The 15,946-nt window shown below is 46.6% G+C and carries 13 protein-coding genes and 1 riboswitch; of the genes, 11 read left to right on the plus strand and 2 right to left on the minus strand.

The window, feature by feature from the left end; translation table 11 throughout:
• Positions 1-389 precede the first annotated feature (389 nt).
• The 8 genes from QNO02_RS03250 to QNO02_RS03285 all read left to right on the plus strand — a co-directional run bounded on the left by QNO02_RS03250 (position 390) and on the right by QNO02_RS03285 (position 7,446).
• Positions 390-815 (plus strand): GNAT family N-acetyltransferase, encoded by a 426-nt coding sequence (locus QNO02_RS03250; RefSeq protein ID WP_017690782.1) that lies wholly within the window; start codon positions 390-392, stop codon positions 813-815.
• Positions 816-1,161: 346 nt separating this feature from the next.
• Complete coding sequence (gene lepB, locus QNO02_RS03255; RefSeq protein ID WP_074096722.1) at positions 1,162-1,746, plus strand: signal peptidase I; 585 nt, start codon at positions 1,162-1,164, stop codon at positions 1,744-1,746.
• Positions 1,747-1,917: 171 nt separating this feature from the next.
• Positions 1,918-3,798 carry a tRNA epoxyqueuosine(34) reductase QueG gene (queG, locus tag QNO02_RS03260; protein WP_289391073.1) on the plus strand — a complete coding sequence of 627 codons (1,881 nt, stop codon included), beginning with the start codon at positions 1,918-1,920 and terminating at the stop codon, positions 3,796-3,798.
• Positions 3,799-3,818: 20 nt separating this feature from the next.
• Complete coding sequence (locus tag QNO02_RS03265; protein WP_091039000.1) at positions 3,819-4,850, plus strand: HD-GYP domain-containing protein; 1,032 nt, start codon at positions 3,819-3,821, stop codon at positions 4,848-4,850.
• A gap of 165 nt (positions 4,851-5,015) precedes the next feature.
• A complete protein-coding gene (locus tag QNO02_RS03270) occupies positions 5,016-5,279 on the plus strand; it encodes a YneF family protein (RefSeq protein WP_017690778.1) in 264 nt (87 codons plus the stop codon).
• 233 nt (positions 5,280-5,512) lie between these two features.
• Positions 5,513-6,106, plus strand: a complete 594-nt coding sequence (gene folE / locus QNO02_RS03275) for a GTP cyclohydrolase I FolE (protein ID WP_036668229.1) — start codon at positions 5,513-5,515, stop codon at positions 6,104-6,106.
• A gap of 189 nt (positions 6,107-6,295) precedes the next feature.
• Entirely contained in the window at positions 6,296-7,150 is an 855-nt protein-coding gene (locus QNO02_RS03280; protein WP_289391075.1) for a lipoate--protein ligase family protein, read from the plus strand.
• 71 nt (positions 7,151-7,221) lie between these two features.
• Complete coding sequence (locus QNO02_RS03285) at positions 7,222-7,446, plus strand: hypothetical protein (protein ID WP_091039003.1); 225 nt, start codon at positions 7,222-7,224, stop codon at positions 7,444-7,446.
• Positions 7,447-7,594: 148 nt separating this feature from the next.
• On the opposite strand, the gene QNO02_RS03290 is transcribed toward QNO02_RS03285, so the two are convergent.
• Positions 7,595-8,875 (minus strand): Fe-Mn family superoxide dismutase, encoded by a 1,281-nt coding sequence (locus tag QNO02_RS03290; RefSeq protein WP_289391076.1) that lies wholly within the window; start codon positions 8,873-8,875, stop codon positions 7,595-7,597.
• A 149-nt stretch (positions 8,876-9,024) separates the two neighbouring features.
• Complete coding sequence (locus QNO02_RS03295) at positions 9,025-10,050, minus strand: alpha/beta hydrolase (RefSeq protein ID WP_289391078.1); 1,026 nt, start codon at positions 10,048-10,050, stop codon at positions 9,025-9,027.
• A 359-nt stretch (positions 10,051-10,409) separates the two neighbouring features.
• On the opposite strand from QNO02_RS03295, the gene QNO02_RS03300 reads away from it, so the two are divergent.
• The 3 genes from QNO02_RS03300 (at position 10,410) to QNO02_RS03310 (ending at position 15,289) form a co-directional block, all read left to right on the plus strand.
• Positions 10,410-11,153, plus strand: coding sequence for an IclR family transcriptional regulator (locus tag QNO02_RS03300; RefSeq protein WP_017690772.1), 744 nt, complete (start codon positions 10,410-10,412; stop codon positions 11,151-11,153).
• Between the two features lie 150 nt (positions 11,154-11,303).
• A riboswitch (TPP riboswitch) is annotated at positions 11,304-11,417 on the plus strand.
• A gap of 420 nt (positions 11,418-11,837) precedes the next feature.
• A complete protein-coding gene (thiC, locus tag QNO02_RS03305) occupies positions 11,838-13,565 on the plus strand; it encodes a phosphomethylpyrimidine synthase ThiC (RefSeq protein ID WP_289392665.1) in 1,728 nt (575 codons plus the stop codon).
• Between the two features lie 1,025 nt (positions 13,566-14,590).
• On the plus strand, positions 14,591-15,289 hold the full coding sequence (locus tag QNO02_RS03310) for a thioesterase II family protein (RefSeq protein ID WP_289391079.1): 699 nt from the start codon (positions 14,591-14,593) through the stop codon (positions 15,287-15,289).
• Positions 15,290-15,946: the final 657 nt, after the last annotated feature.

Genomic DNA, 15,946 nt, shown 5'->3' on the forward strand with positions numbered 1-15,946 from the left:
TTGAGAACAGGTACATATGTAATAATACCCTTGCCACTAATATTAAACCGCATTCGAGCTAATTAAGCAACATTTTTGTTTATTAAGTCCCCCGAAGCGTTGATCTAATGATGGGCCAGAGATAACAAACATATTTTACCCATTATGCAACTATTTATGTGTTTTCAGGCGTTTTAATGGATGAAAAGTTTAATATTCGTATGTAAACGGTTACAATTAAGCGCTTTCAAAAGAAAATGCGTGTTTTATGGAGAAAAGTATGGTTTAATTGACGAAGAAGCGGTATTTTCTCGTTTTTTGTCATTATATGAACATTGGGTTTTTGGTAAAAAGGGATTCCCTTTTTGTAAAAAACCTCATCTAAGCTAACGAAAAGGGAGATTTAAGACATGCACGTTCGTTCCTTTCAGTTGAGTGATGCAAGCCAGATGACGGAGCTTCTCCAGGTTGCACTATCGGAAGAGTGTTATGAGAACACGATGGGCCCGTTTGCCCGTCAATTGTCATGGGATTCTGACCTGATCATGGTTGCGGAAGAAGAGGGAGACCTCGTAGGCGCTTTGATCGGTACGATTGATCACAACCAGGGTTGTATCTACCGTATTGCGGTACATCCAGACTATCGTCGCCGTGGAGTCGGCAAAACACTTGTCGAGGCTATGGAACAGCGGTTCCAGCAGCGTAAAGTCAGCCAGGTATGGGTGGCGGGTGATGAGCACAACAAAGTAGCCATGCCTCTATATGAAGCAATGGGTTACGGTGCCAATCAGATTATGAGCGCTTTCCAGACTCTTAGTATTTTGTCCAAAGCTTAGTTTGCATGTTTAAAAAGAAATAAAAAAAGATTTTCATTTCATATTAGGCATATCTCTTTAACGTGTAAGAACGTGAGGGATGTGCCTTTCTATTTATATGAGTGTTCTTCACGTCATATTCCTCTGGTTCCCTCATTTTATGAACATGCTTCGGAGTCTCCGAATTCTATTTAAATTAACGCGACTATCCCGGCTGTATTCACGATAACGAAGGTATTGGTGCTCATAACCAATTGTTTCACTCTCCCAAATGAAGTAGACTGAAAGGGAGTATGGTCACCATGTTACAAGTTTAATTCAACTATTTAATAAATGAGGTGTCCCTTTGAATTCCAATAATCATTCAATGGAACATGTGACTTCCGAGCAACGTAATGAACCGTCAAAGCCTGAACAACCGGGGAAATCCTGGGTTGTCGAGCTGTGGGACTGGGTCAAAACGATTGTTGTTGCTTTTGTAATCATGATGCTGCTGAACCTGTTTGTGTTTAATCTGTCAATGGTCAAGGGACAGTCCATGCAGCCGACACTGGTTGAGCGAGATCGCCTTTTCGTCAACAAAATCGTATACCATCTGGGTACTCCTTCCCGATCAGATGTGATTGTACTTCGTGATCCAAGTGAAGGTGTAGAGAAGAAGGATTTTCTGGTGAAACGGATCGTTGGACTTCCGGGAGATACAATTGAGGTCAGGGATCACCATCTATATGTGAACGGCGAGCAACAAGCGGAAACGTACACTGATATTGAAGTGCAGGACCCTGATTTTGGCCCAATCACATTGGAGCCGGATCATTTCTTCGTGATGGGGGATAATCGTCATGAAGGAAAAAGTAAGGATAGCCGAGTGTTTGGCAGTATTACATCCGACCAGATTGTAGGCAAGGCTGAATTTATTTTCTGGCCGTTTTCTGAATTGAAGAAATTGTAAAATGCTGACAGGACAACAACTTCAGACTGCATTTTGCGTTAAACCATATAGACTCGTTCCGTTTGAAATCAAGTATGCAAGGCATATATAGAAATTAACGCCTGTCCTCTTACCGTGAGGCGGGCGTTCACTATTTACGGAATAAGTGTCGGAAGAAGAGAGGGAAGAGAAATGACGAGCGTACAGACCGGGGCAGCACAGGATGCCTCCGTATGGGAGAAGTTAAAACAGGAGATCAAGGCAGCTGGCCCCGGACTGGGCATTGATGATATCGGATTTGCTTCGGCTGATCCCTTTGTTTCCCTGAAGTCGCTGCTGGAGCAGTCGCGGGATAAGGGGTATGCTTCAGGATTTGAAGAGCCGGATATTGAAAAAAGGGTGCACCCCGCCTTAAAAGATGGCGAGCCCGCTTCACTGATCGCAATAGCCGTGGCATACCCATCCAAAATGGTGAATCCGCCGAAATCGGAGCCTGGTGCGTATCGAGGCATTTTTGCCCGTTCGGCTTGGGGCCAGGATTATCATCAGGTCCTGCGTGCAGCGATGGACAAGCTGGTAAACTTTATACGTGAACGTGTACCTGAGGCCATGATCGAAAGTATGGTAGACACCGGAGCATTGGTGGATCGTGCGGTGTCCCAGCGTGCGGGGATTGGTTTTAGCGCCAAAAACTGTGCGATTATATCACCCAAATTCGGTTCATGGATTTTTCTCGGAGAACTGGTAACGAATATTCCTTTTCAACCAGACACACCTGTGACCGAAGACTGCGGTGAATGTACAAAATGTATTGATGCCTGTCCTACAGGAGCATTGGTGGGCCCGGGGCAGTTGAATTCACAGCGTTGTATTTCTTTTGTAACCCAGACAAAAGGGTTCGTGGATGAAGAATTTATGCTGAAAATAGGCAACCGTCTGTACGGTTGTGACACGTGTCAGATTGTCTGTCCGAAGAATCGGGGCAAGAATTGGGATCACCATCCCGAGTTTCACCCCGATCCGGAGATTGTGAAGCCACTCCTGCTGCCGCTGCTGGACATCGGTAACCGGGAATTCAAGGAACGTTTCGGTCAGAGTTCCGCCGCTTGGCGGGGCAAGAAGCCGATTCAACGCAACGCCGTTATTGCCCTGGGCAATTTCAAAGACAAAAGTGCTGTACCCAAACTTACAGAAGTACTAAAACGTGATCCGCGCCCCGAGTTGCGGGGAACCGCAGCTTGGGCGTTAAGCAGAATTGGAGGAGAAGACGCCATGAGAGCAATTGGGGAAGCTGCCGCTAACGAACAAGATGGGAACGTACTAAGCATGCTGCAGAAGGCCGAGGAGCGACTGAGTTCGTCCGAGACCTTACCCAAACAGCCACAGGCTGGGCAAGTGAGTGAGAAGCAGCAAGAGGAACGGAACAACGAGAACAATGCCTTGCGTGCGTTACAACAGGATTTGAAAATGGAAGCTGGGATTGAACCGGGTAGTGAGCAGTCTGCACAGCCTGCCAAACCGGAAGCCGCAGCGTGGAAACCTTCAGCCGTTACGGGTCTTCATGGCAAGCCCGTATACTACGATGAGATACTGACACCGATTGGTACTCTTACGTTATGCGCGACGGATGAAGGACTGTGTCACATTGATTTTGGCGCCTTTCACGTACGCGAAGCTCATCTGCAACAATGGGCCCGCACCTGGATTGGCGAGTATCGATATGAGAAGAATGAAGAGAAGCTTAGCGAAACTGCTAAGCAGTTAAAGCAGTATTTTGCAGGGGAGAGAAAAACGTTCGACTTGCAGCTTGATCGGCTTGGAACACCATTCCAGCTACAAGTATGGCAAGTTCTGTCCGATATATCTTATGGAGAGGCCTCATCACACCAACAGGTTGCGGAAATCATCGGCAGACCCAAGGCTGTTCGTGCAGTTCTGGACGCCATTAGCAAAAATCCGATTCCGATTATTATTCCCTGTCACCGTATCAGCGGTAGAGACGGTACCCTGGTGGGTTATGTAGGCGGTCTGCAAACCAAGGAGCAATTGCTCACATTGGAGCAGCGATCGTAACGTAAGAGCGGGGGACGTTCATGAAATATGTAAACGTGGAGAGCGTGGAAGCGGGGGAGCTTCTGGGCAAGACGGTATATTCCAGTAACGGTACGGTACTGCTGTCTGCCGGAGTCCAGCTCACCGTATACATGGTCAATACGTTGAAGCGTATTGGCGTGACCATGTTATACATCCAGGATGAAGCGTATAAAGATGTGGAACCAGAGGACATTCTGGATGAAACCACGAAACGGGCAATAATTAACGAAATGAGTGTCACACTCGAATCCATTCGCTCGGGGAAAGACTGGAGTCCGAGAAAGGTTGCCCTCAGTATAGAGAAGTTGCTGAATGATGTACTGAACGGGCGTGAACTGTTAGTGCAGCTCACCGATATTCGTACCAAAGACAATGCACAATATGTTCATGCGATGAATGTATGTTTGTTGTCTTCGGTCATCGGACTGAATATGGGACTCAATTATAATCAACTGAAGGACCTTGCTGTGGGGGCATTATTGCATGATATAGGCAAAGTGGGGGAACCTCCGGGCAGTGGCTCTGCTGCGAATTCTTCGCTGCACCATACATGGCGTGGATTCGAAGTGATTAAGAACAAACGGGAGTTCAGTCTGTTGGTCGCCCATACAGCCCTGCAACATCATGAGCATGTAGATGGTACAGGCATGCCGAGAGGGATCAAGGGGAGTGACATTCATCTGTTTGCGAGAATCGTTAGTGTGGCTAATATCTATGATAATCTCATTAATGGTTTATCCAAGGACAGTTTGATGCCACATGAGGCCTGTGAAGAGATGATGGCGTTGTCTGGTACAAAGCTGGATCGGGACATTCTGATTGAGTTCAACAAGAGTGTATCCGTGTATCCCAATGGTACAGCGGTACGACTGTCCACCAAAGAGACTGGAGTCATTGTGCGTCAACATCGGGGATTGCCCGGCAGACCTGTAATCAGGGTGGCGCGCGGAAGTACGCGTTATTCTCTGGATGTGGTTGAAATCGATCTGGCTCAGCATACAACCGTTTTCATTGAAGCTGTCATGACGTAGCTTGTGTGCGGTTCAACTGGAAAATCCGTTTGCTCAAGGCGTGCGGAAATGCTATGATACTTTCAGGAAATCCGGTCTGTGTCAGGTTTGCAACATGTGTGTTGAACATCATGAAGTGACACGGATTATCAGGCTTTTTAGAATGCATACAGAGGTGTCTAAGAGATGGATATTGTTATACCGATTATCACATTGATTGTTGGTCTGGTCGGGGGATTTTTCATCGGGGTGTTCTACTTGCGTAAACAACTTGAGAAAATGCAAAGCAATCCGGACATGCTTCAGAAAATGGCGAAGCAAATGGGCTACAACCTGAATGGCAAGCAAATGCAGCGTGCCCAGCAGATGATGAAGAATCAGCAGCCAGGAGCGAAAATGCCTCAGCCGCAACAGCATCCTGCGCGTAAAAGTTCGGGCCGCCGAAAATAATAGCAGGGAATAACTGCTTAAAGTACGTGTTCAAAAAGTTGGGTTTTCAGTACCGAGAAGATGGGATGAAGCTAGAAATGGAGTAGCGGAGCGTAGTAAACTACGTGAGCAACGGACATTTCGGCTGAATTTCATATTCGACGTTGATGATGCCGTTAGGCATCCATCGTAATCAAAAGCGTACTTTTTGAACAACCTCTTAAAGTATGTGGTTCGAAAGGAGGCGTTCGGCAGTGGCTGGCGTTAAAGATTATTTGAATTCAAAAGTATCCGACAATCGGGAGAAGATCGAGTATCATGTAGAGCAGATCCTGAAATTGATCGGAGAAGATAGTACACGTGAAGGGCTGCTTGAAACGCCCGCACGTGTGACCCGGATGTATGAAGAGATTTTTGGTGGATATGAAGTAGACCCGCGCGATGTGCTCGGTGTCACGTTTGACGAGAATCACGAAGAACTGGTTATCGTCAAGGATATTGTCTACTACAGTCAATGCGAGCACCATATGGCGCCGTTTTTTGGCAAGGTGCACATTGGGTATGTACCAAGCGGCAAGATCGTTGGTCTGAGCAAAATGGCTCGTCTGGTCGAAGCGGTAACACGTCGCCTTCAAGTTCAGGAACGTATTACTTCACAGATCGCTGACATTCTGACAGAGGCCGTTGAGCCTCATGGAGTTATGGTCGTTGTGGAAGGCGAGCACTTGTGCATGTGTTCCCGCGGCGTGAAGAAACCGGGAAGCAAGACGGTGACGTCTGCTGTACGTGGTTCTTTCCGTGAGAATCCGGCACAACGTGCAGAATTCTTGTCTTTGGTGAAAGATTAAGATCAGGTATGTCCACTCGCTGGACAAGCCGGATGAGTAAGTTCCTTTGGTTTTGGAAGTAGCAGTTTCTAAGCCATAGGATGTGATATAAATAAGCCGTGTTCCTTGGGAACCGGCTTATTTATATATGCGTTGTCATTCCTATATACTGGATACATATGAATTCGTTAAGCCGGAGGTAATGAAACGATGAGTGTACCTTCCCATTCAGATCAACCGGTTCAGCCGGAAAAGGGACTACAGGCAGATAAACAGGCTACATTGCGTCTACAAATCTGGGAGACACCACTCATGCGACAAGGTAGTAGTGTACTCGAAGCTTTTGCTTGGGAAGAAGTCATGTGCAGGCGGGTTGGGGCAGGGCATCTGCCTGTTGCACATATATGGAGACACCCAGATGCCTTTGTAGCGGGTTTGCGTGACCGCAGGTTGGCACAGGCTGTAGAAGCGATGGAACGGATAAGAAGCCAAGGGACAGCGGTCTGTGTTCGGCCTTCCGGTGGAGCGGCAGTGCCCTTGAATCCAGGGGTAGTTAATGTGTCACTGATTCTGCCTAATCCCGGACATGCCATCAATATTCATGATGATTTCCGGGAGATGGCTTCGATTATTGCCGAGTCGCTAACGCCGTGGTCGAATCAGGCGCAAACTGGTGAGGTTCAGGGTGCTTTTTGCCCGGGAGACTATGATGTCAGTGTAGGTGGGCTGAAATTCTGTGGGATTGCCCAGCGCAGGCAGGCTAAGGCGTATATTATTACTGCTTTTATCATCGTGGAAGGTCAGGGAGATCAACTGGCAGCGGACGTGCGTCAATTTTATCAGCATGCAGCAGGCGGGGCGAGTGAAGGATATCCTGATGTTCAGCCTGGCACGATGGCAAGTCTGAAAGAATTGGCAGGTGTACCTTCAGCTGCGGCATATACTGCGGCTTTGGTTCGAACTCTGCGTGATCGCTATCCGCAGGCGGAAGCCAGCAGGGTGCTTAGTGTTGGCTCTGAAGAAGTACGTCTCACAGCTGAGCAGATGAAACTGCGCTATGATTGAGTTCTTGATAATCGGACTTGGAATTGGGTAATAGAGATGATATGATGTGATTTCGGAAGGAGGGTGTTAGGATGGAAACGTTGAGATATACGTACTTATATGAGGTTGTATCTACAGGCGAAAAGTCTGAGTTCAGCCAAATGGCAACAAGCAAGGAAGAGGCTGCTGCACTGATCGTTGCTCGTATTGCAGATCTGGAGTTTACAGATGAGGCAGATATCAAGCTGGGCGACCTGATTGCTATTAGCAAACAGGTTGGCGACAACTATGTAGCGTGCGAGGGCTGTGCTTCTTAAGTGAGCATTTTGAAATAGGAAGTCTCTCAAAATATAAGCAAGTCTCTTTTTAAAAGAGGCTTGCTTTTTTGTCTACACCATAAGAGATATCTTTCAGTCATTCGGCTGGAGATATCTCTTTTTTTCTCTCATCCATCTAAGCTCAAGCTTAATAAGGCGGCCACAACAACTTGCGTGCTGTTTCGTACCGTTCAGCTACAGCCGGCCAGTAGACGACATTCCACCAATCCTCGATATACTTTTTACGTTCATTCTGATGTTTCAGATAGTAGGCATGTTCCCACACATCCAGTGGCAGGAGCGGTACGATATCGGACTGGGACAGGTTCTGGTGTTTTTCCGCCTGCAAAATCTCCAAACGGTGTGCTCTCGGGCTCCAGACAAGCATCGCCCAACCACTGCCTTCCACTTTGTTCGCGGCTTCCGTGAATTGATTCTTGAATGCTTCATAACTTCCGAAATCCCGTTTGATCTGTTCTGCGAGCATACCGGAAGGTTTACCGCCTCCAGCAGGATTCATAATGGTCCAGAAGATCGTATGCAGGTAGTGGCCTGCCCCGTTGAAGGCGAGTTCACGTTCCCAATGTTTGATGAGTTCAAAGTTATTCTTTTTTCGCGATTCCGCCAGCTTTTTCTCTGCTACATTTAGTCCGTCCACATAAGATTGATGGTGTTTGTCATGATGGATACGCATCGTCAGCTCATCAATATGTGGCTCCAGCGCATTGTACGCATAGGGAAGGGGAGGCAGTGTGTGTCCTCCAATGGGAACCGGCTTTTCTTTTACAGGAGGTGCTGTAGAGCTGGGTGTGGCTTGTGTTGTTCCGGTAGAAGGCGGTTGAACGGTTGCAGATTGGATCTGAGCTGAAGCGGCAGGTGCATTTACATTTCCCTCTGGAGAAGTTGGAGCTTCTGAAGCTTGGCGTTGGATGTTTCCTGACCCTGACGTATGCAGCGCATTTTCCAGAAAAAGTGACGGCTCCGAATCCGTTTCGCGCAAGATGCCAGGTTGGCCAAGCGTATCCAATACGCCCAGAAAATATTCCGATTCGCGGATAAAATGCAGAATGAGTACTTTGGCAAGCGGAACAGCTTGCACAGCAGCACTTTGTTCCAGAAGAACATACAGCTGTTTGATGAACTCTCTCGATTGCTGCCGAGCTGCCAACACAAGTTGATCGATACAACGAACCATGTAGGGAGCAGGTGGATGGGTTGCGGGCAATAGTTGTTTTAAAAGCTGATTGGCTACTCGCTCACTGTTTGCAAAGGTAGCCTCCCATTCCTCCAGTAGCTTGACGTATGGGGGCTCCAGATCAGGAACCAGGGCACGAATGACGAGTGTATGTTCTTTCTCCTGCTCTTTCCAGAAACGGATTTCCTCCAATGTCCGCAGAGGCAGTAGGTGACCATATCCATACCAGTTCATCTATGTTGAACCTCCTTCAGATGAAATTCATTACATGCAGACCATCTGTTCATGCGTCCCAAGAGTATATTCCGCGAGCTTGTTGTCCTATGATTGCAAAAAAAAGAGCCCCTGAGGGCTCTGGAAAAAATTCGATGATTGAAATTTGGTTATTCTCCACTATTCGTGTTTTGCACATCGTCACTGCTTGTCTTCGTTACATGACTCAGGAAAGTTGAGACACGGCGCAGGTATTCCTTTGGATGTTCCCGGAAGATCAACTCATGATGCGCATCCTGGACAATCCATACATCCGAGTACGGATTGGTCTGATTGGCGGCGAGTTGCTCCGCAATTGGATAAGGCGCCTTCTCGTCCTCTGTACCATGGATAAAGAAAATCGGGAACGGATAATCTTCCTTTTTCACTTCCTGATACGGGATCTGTTGCAATCCGGTACCATTCAGAACAGGGAACAACAGATTCATGATCTCGAGTGTGGGCTGACGCGGGAGATCGATCTGGTTATGAATGTTGTGGTACAGTGTATCCGGCTCAAGCAGGAACGTACTGTCCAGAATCATCGCATCCACTTCCTGTGTAATCAGCCCAGTCTGAAGCGCCGTACCGGCACCCATGGAGAAACCCCACACAACCAGTTCCTGCGCACCGCGCTGCTTGGCGAACTGGATGGCACCCAACAATTGCTGTGACTCAGCTTTGCCACCTGTGGCTACAGCTTTGTTCACCTGTGAGGCGAAGCCATAATCGAACATGACCACGTTGAACCCAAGTTGATGGGCATAATGTGCCAGGTCATACATGGGTACCCATGTTTCTTCACGATTGGCACCATAGCCGTGACTGAAAATAATCGTTTTGCTTGCAGCATTGTCAGCAGGTATATACCATCCCTGCATCGTCCGGCTGCCATCTGCTGCCGGGAACGTGATGTCTTCGTACTTCATGTTCTTGGCCTGCATCGGATTGGAGAAGACCGGCGCTACCGTTGGATTGGATAATACCCATGCGATGTAACCATGCAGTGCAATAAAACAAAACAGTAGAAAAAATACAACGGAGAGCAGCAACGCTACGATAATATGTTTGAACCGAATCAGCCTCGGTGATAGGGAAGAGGGCAGATCGGACACTTTTGTTTGCAGCGGGGCTTCGCTCTGGGATGTTGGATACATGAATGCCCCTCCTTTGAAGTTCAGTTGAAGATAACAACGACATGAAAAGAGAATTGCGTCGATTTCAGAGCCTGCTTCAGAGCGATATCTTAATCTAATATATCTTTATCGTATGTTCCAGTATAGTCAAAGTCAATTGATTGAGGGCATTTGTTACGCAATTGTTATATAGTTCTTAAGATATATGGGTAACATTACCTTAGTGTGTAAATTACAGGGGATTAAGTCTTATAAAAAGGAAAAATTTACAGGTTGGCCTATTTCGATTTTGGCTCTTTTTGGTTTACAGATGAGACCGTTTCTCATATAATTTATGTAACCAAGTTTCATGTGATGAAACATGAGGAGGGCATTATGCCATGGAAGATCGCAAGTTAACCGTCCGGGCTGTGGAACGGGCGCTGGATATATTATTATGTTTTACCACACGCAGTGATCTAGGACTCACCGAAATTGCCAGCCAGATCGGCCTGCACAAAAGTACAGTGCACCGTTTGATGGCTACGCTGGAGGATCGAGGGTTCGTGATCCGTGATGCAGCAACAGAGAAGTACCGACTTGGCATCCGAATCTGGGAACTGTCGGCTCATATGTCCCGCAGTGATGATCCCGCTATTCTGCTGCTGCCTGCGATGGAGCGACTGAGAGATCGATTGGGGGAGACCGTGAGTCTGTACCTGCGTGATGGGAGTGAACGGATACGGATTCAGGCTGTGCAAAGTGATCAGGCGATTCGCCGAGTCGCCCCCGTTGGTGTTAGACTCCCGCTGTCTGTGGGCGCTTCCAGCAAAGTTTTGATGGCGTTTGCCACGGACGAGGATCGTGAAGAACTGATGAACGGCCCGGAATGGCCGGTGTTTATTGATCCCGCGGTGTATTTGGCGCAAATGGGAGATATCCGGGATAACGGATATGCGACGAGTTATGAGGAACGTGAGCCGGGAGCTGCCGCGGTATCTGTACCGATTATGGATCGCAGAGGCAATATTGCAGCTGCGCTCTCGGTCTCAGGGCCTGTCAGTCGACTCTCGCAGGAGACATTGCATGAATACGCACCTGTATTGAAGGATGCTGCTACGCAGATGGGGCTCATGTTATCCTGATGTTTATGTAAGTTTTTTTCTCCAATGGAGTTTGATCATTTGGAATATAAAGGTTGTTTTTATGTTCCGGTTGCGCTACTCTGTAATGGACGGCCCTACGGGGCCAGCTTCATTGAATATGAACGGCGGCTTATGTAAGCCGCAACTTACTAACGTTACTGGGGGAGTCCGAATTGTCCGGACTGAGACGGAATCGCATGAGATTCCGGACCCTTTGCACCTGATCTGGATCATACCAGCGTAGGGAAGTAATCGGCGATATGACCTCAACCACCTCATGATGTGACCCTTGTAGTCTCCGTTAAGGAGCTGATTGAAGGTGCATTATTGGTGATGGACATAAAAGTCGGTTCCTTCGGGGACCGGCTTTTTTATATACAGTGAACGGGCTATATAGCGCGTACTCCATTGACTTCTTTTTTCAATAACCTGCGAAAGTGGGCTTGTATGATGAGAGAGAAGTCACCATAGATTCATGATCTGTGGCAGCCTCCGTCTGTTGTGAACTGTACATGAAAAGTGTCTCCCCTGGTCTGGCGTAGGATCGCTCTTTCTTCTCTGCATTGCGCATGATTTGGGACAGGTACGTAAGTAAGCTAATGACGATACCAACCAAACAAGCGACGAACACTGAGGAGGAGACAAGCGAACATGAGTACAGGAAATCAAACGGGACAACAAGCGATGGAGCAGGAACATAACGGTCAGCAGGTGGAAAAAGAAACAGGAGCGGCCGGACGGATTCAGCCCTTTCCGGGCAGCCGCAAAGTCTACATTCAGGGCTCACGGCCGGACATTGCTGTACCTGAGCGTGAGATAGCCCTTCATGACACGAATACTCCCCAAGGGGTGGAGCATAACGAACCGCTACGTGTCTACGATACGAGCGGGCCGATGACCGATCCCGAATTTCATGCGGATATCTGTGCAGGTCTGCCAGCCCTGCGTACCCGCTGGATCACAGAGCGTGGCGATGTTGAAGCTTATCAGGGTCGTACGGTTAAACCGGAGGATAACGGACTAAAGCCCGGAGGGAAGAAAGCTGGAGCCGAAGAGTACCCTGGATTGCGTGGCAAACCGCTGCGAGCACAGACAGGACGCTGTGTGACTCAGATGCATTATGCGAGGCAGGGAGTCATTACGGCAGAGATGGAGTTTGCCGCCATTCGTGAGGGCGTAGAACCGGAATTTGTAAGGCAGGAGCTGGCGAGTGGACGTGCGATTCTGCCATCCAACATCAATCACCCGGAGAGTGAGCCGATGTTGATCGGTCGTCATTTTCACGTGAAGATCAATGCCAACATAGGTAACTCTGCCGTATCTTCCTCCATTGAGGAAGAGGTCGAGAAGATGACTTGGGCGGTACGATGGGGATCGGATACGGTGATGGATCTGTCCACAGGCAAAAACATTCATACCACCCGGGAGTGGATTATCCGCAATTCACCTGTGCCGATTGGTACGGTGCCGCTGTATCAGGCGCTGGAGAAGGTGAATGGCGAAGCGGAAGCGCTGACCTGGGAGTTGTACCGTGATACGCTCATTGAGCAGGCAGAGCAGGGAGTGGACTACTTTACGATCCACGCAGGTGTACTGCTGCGTTATATCCCCATGACCGCCAAGCGGATGACAGGCATTGTGTCTCGCGGTGGGTCCATTATGGCAGCATGGTGCCTTGCGCATCATCAGGAGAATTTTTTGTACACCCATTTTGAAGAAATCTGCGAGATTATGAAAAGGTATGATGTGGCGTTTTCGTTGGGAGATGGACTTCGTCCAGGCAGTATCTACGATGCCAATGACGAAGCTCAGATGGCGGAACTGGCTACGCTCGGGGAACTGACGCAGATCGCATGGAAGCATGATGTGCAGGTGATGATCGAAGGGCCGGGTCACGTGCCGATGCATAAGATCAAAGAGAATGTGGACTTGCAGATGGAGATATGTAAAGAGGCACCGTTCTATACGCTGGGGCCGCTGACGACCGACATTGCTCCGGGATACGACCACATCACATCCGCCATTGGTGCGGCCATGATTGGCTGGTTCGGCACGTCCATGCTCTGTTATGTTACACCAAAAGAACATTTGGGCCTGCCCAACAAGGATGATGTGCGGGAAGGGGTCATCGCCTACAAGATTGCAGCCCACGCCGCCGATCTGGCAAAAGGCCATCCACGTGCTCAACGCCGGGATGATGCATTGTCCAAGGCACGCTTCGAGTTCCGCTGGCGTGACCAGTTTAACCTGTCACTGGACCCTGAACGTGCGCTGTCCTACCATGATGAGACGCTGCCAGCAGAAGGAGCCAAAGAAGCTCATTTCTGCTCCATGTGCGGACCGAAGTTCTGTAGCATGCGCATCACGCAGGACATTCGTGCCTTTGCGGCGGATATGAGTGCATTTAATTAACAATACGTCTTACAATGTCATTGACGTTGTGAGACGAGATTTTTTATCTGAAGTTTTGCAAATAGGAGGCTCTTCATCTACAAGTTGTTGCTAAGCGGGTTAAACCATAACCTGTTTTGTTGGAAGCTATAACTTGTTGTTTGATTAACATGTTTCCATCCTCATCTAGGGGCAAAGTAATAAGCAAATGCGCGACTTATGATTTAATCGGTCAACAGCATCGCGAGCTCTTTGTATATGACAAACGGCCGATCTTCGATTATTTACTCTGTTTCGATCACACCATCATTTTTAATTTTACTCTCCGAATTATCAACACTGAGATCTAAGTAACTCTACACGGAAAATATCATTCCAAATCAATTAAATACCATGAAATGAGAGTTCTCAGGTTAAATATGTCGCCTGACCATCTACTGTAACGGATTAATTGGGTTTCACCCAGACTGAACAGTTAAATTATTCACACAATGTTGAAGATTCTAACGCAAGTTACTATATGGAGCTACTGAAAAAACGTAAAATTATTCAAATGTTAGCATCTTAATCTCCCATCCGTCTTGTTGCGTTTCTGATTGGGTGTTTATCTATTTTGTTAAACATGGAATTAAATGGTTATATGTAACAACTGATTATATTTGTCTTTGTGAAAACTCTAACTTGAAAGCCAAAATCAACTTGACGACTGGCATATAGAGGGATACCATGGAAAATGTGGGTATATAACCGTCAATTTCTGTATTTAAGATGGATGTACTCTTCTATCTAATTATAGAGCTGAATTCCTGGAAATTACTAATTAAATAGAGTTATATAGTAATTTTGACGAATCCGCATCCATAATGAATTTTAAGTATTCCTTGTGAAGTATTGTCATTTGTATTCTTAAATCTATATTAAACACTCTATGAATGTGAGTTTTCAACCGTTAAGTTTTATTCTTCATCTGACTCATTTAGGATGAGAACACTTTTATAATAAGTGACTGAATTTTAAAAATAAACTGTGAGAGATGGATTTGAATTATGAAATTATTTTGTATACCTTACGCTGGTGGTTCTGCTGCCATCTACAATCAATGGTCAAGTCAATTAATTGGAATCGCTGAGATTATCCCTGTGGAGTTGGCTGGTAGGGGCAGGAGAGTGCACGAACCCTTTTATCGATCTTTTGAAGAAGTAGTGGAAGATGTTACATCAATTATTGTGCAGCAATTAAGTGGAGATCCCTATGCGATTTTTGGGCATAGCTTGGGGGCTATTCTCGCATATGAAACGACTCATAAACTGAGAAGTATGGGTTATAAGGAGCCTCGCGCCGTTTTTTTCTCTGGAAGATCTGCCCCGCATGTACCAGACAAGGATGAAAAAATCGTTCACGCGCTCCCAGATGAGGAGTTTATACAACACTTAGTGGAATTAGGTGGAACACCGCCACAGTTTTTTGAAAATACTGAACTGAAGAATCTTTTTTTACCTATCATTAGGTCGGACTTTCGATTATCCGAGACTTATAGTTTTAAAGAGAGAGACGACAAATTTCTGTGTGACACTTATATTTTTTATGGTAAGCAGGATGATAATCTATCAGGAGATATAAAAGAGTGGGATCAAGTGTGTGATAGCGCTTGCAATTATTTTGAATTTGATGGGGATCATTTTTTTATCCATAGCCATTCGCAATCTGTTATAGAGGCTCTTATTAAAGGTCTAAATTCTGGCTAGTTGGCAAGATTCATGATAGTTAGGATGAGCTAGGATTGTGCATAGCTATATTCAACAGAATTGAGGTAGTGTTTTTTATAAAAAACTCTTTATTTAAGCCAATGAAGACACTTTCCAAGATTCCCAGAAAACATTCTTCAACCCGTGGGACAAAAGTTTATTTGAGCATCTACAGTCAGTTCACTACGTGATTTGCCAGAAGAACGTTATAATTCATGAAAAACGGTCTACAGTCGATTTTGTAAATGGAGAGATATAGAATTACTTGTCACCATCTTCTGAGCGCTTCAATTAGAAATTGATTTTGAAAACGTAAGCATTGATTCTATATCGGTTAAAGAGACAAAGCTTATGGCTCAGAAGCTATTCGGATTGGATTAAGGCAAAACAAGCGTCCTACATCAATCCACCTAAAGTAAATAATGAAAACGTTAGGAAAGTCTATTGGTTCTTGTATAAAGAGCGCCACTTATTGGAGTATTTTTCAATGAAGTCAAACATTTCGCCGCGTAGCCACTTGTTAGGACAGGGATTCCAAGTCATTTTTGTCATTTGTATACGTGGCTTCCATTTTTAAATTGACTCAGTAATGAGTTTTCAGACACATCCTAGTCAGTTCATTCATAGTAAGCACAATTAAGAGGGGGACTCACTTGT

The organism is Paenibacillus sp. PK1-4R, from assembly GCF_030369595.1.
GTDB lineage: Bacteria > Bacillota > Bacilli > Paenibacillales > Paenibacillaceae > Paenibacillus.

Excerpts from the sequence above, each read along its gene's own strand:
- QNO02_RS03250 (WP_017690782.1), top strand. The coding sequence starts at position 390 with ATGCACGTTCGTTCCTTTCAGTTGAGTGATGCAAGCCAGATGACGGAG.
- lepB (WP_074096722.1), top strand. The coding sequence starts at position 1,162 with ATGGAACATGTGACTTCCGAGCAACGTAATGAACCGTCAAAGCCTGAA.
- queG (WP_289391073.1), top strand. The coding sequence starts at position 1,918 with ATGACGAGCGTACAGACCGGGGCAGCACAGGATGCCTCCGTATGGGAG.
- QNO02_RS03265 (WP_091039000.1), top strand. The coding sequence starts at position 3,819 with ATGAAATATGTAAACGTGGAGAGCGTGGAAGCGGGGGAGCTTCTGGGC.
- QNO02_RS03270 (WP_017690778.1), top strand. The coding sequence starts at position 5,016 with ATGGATATTGTTATACCGATTATCACATTGATTGTTGGTCTGGTCGGG.
- QNO02_RS03280 (WP_289391075.1), top strand. The coding sequence starts at position 6,296 with ATGAGTGTACCTTCCCATTCAGATCAACCGGTTCAGCCGGAAAAGGGA.
- QNO02_RS03285 (WP_091039003.1), top strand. The coding sequence starts at position 7,222 with ATGGAAACGTTGAGATATACGTACTTATATGAGGTTGTATCTACAGGC.
- QNO02_RS03290 (WP_289391076.1), bottom strand. The coding sequence starts at position 8,875 with ATGAACTGGTATGGATATGGTCACCTACTGCCTCTGCGGACATTGGAG.
- QNO02_RS03295 (WP_289391078.1), bottom strand. The coding sequence starts at position 10,050 with ATGTATCCAACATCCCAGAGCGAAGCCCCGCTGCAAACAAAAGTGTCC.
- QNO02_RS03300 (WP_017690772.1), top strand. The coding sequence starts at position 10,410 with ATGGAAGATCGCAAGTTAACCGTCCGGGCTGTGGAACGGGCGCTGGAT.
- thiC (WP_289392665.1), top strand. The coding sequence starts at position 11,838 with ATGGAGCAGGAACATAACGGTCAGCAGGTGGAAAAAGAAACAGGAGCG.
- QNO02_RS03310 (WP_289391079.1), top strand. The coding sequence starts at position 14,591 with ATGAAATTATTTTGTATACCTTACGCTGGTGGTTCTGCTGCCATCTAC.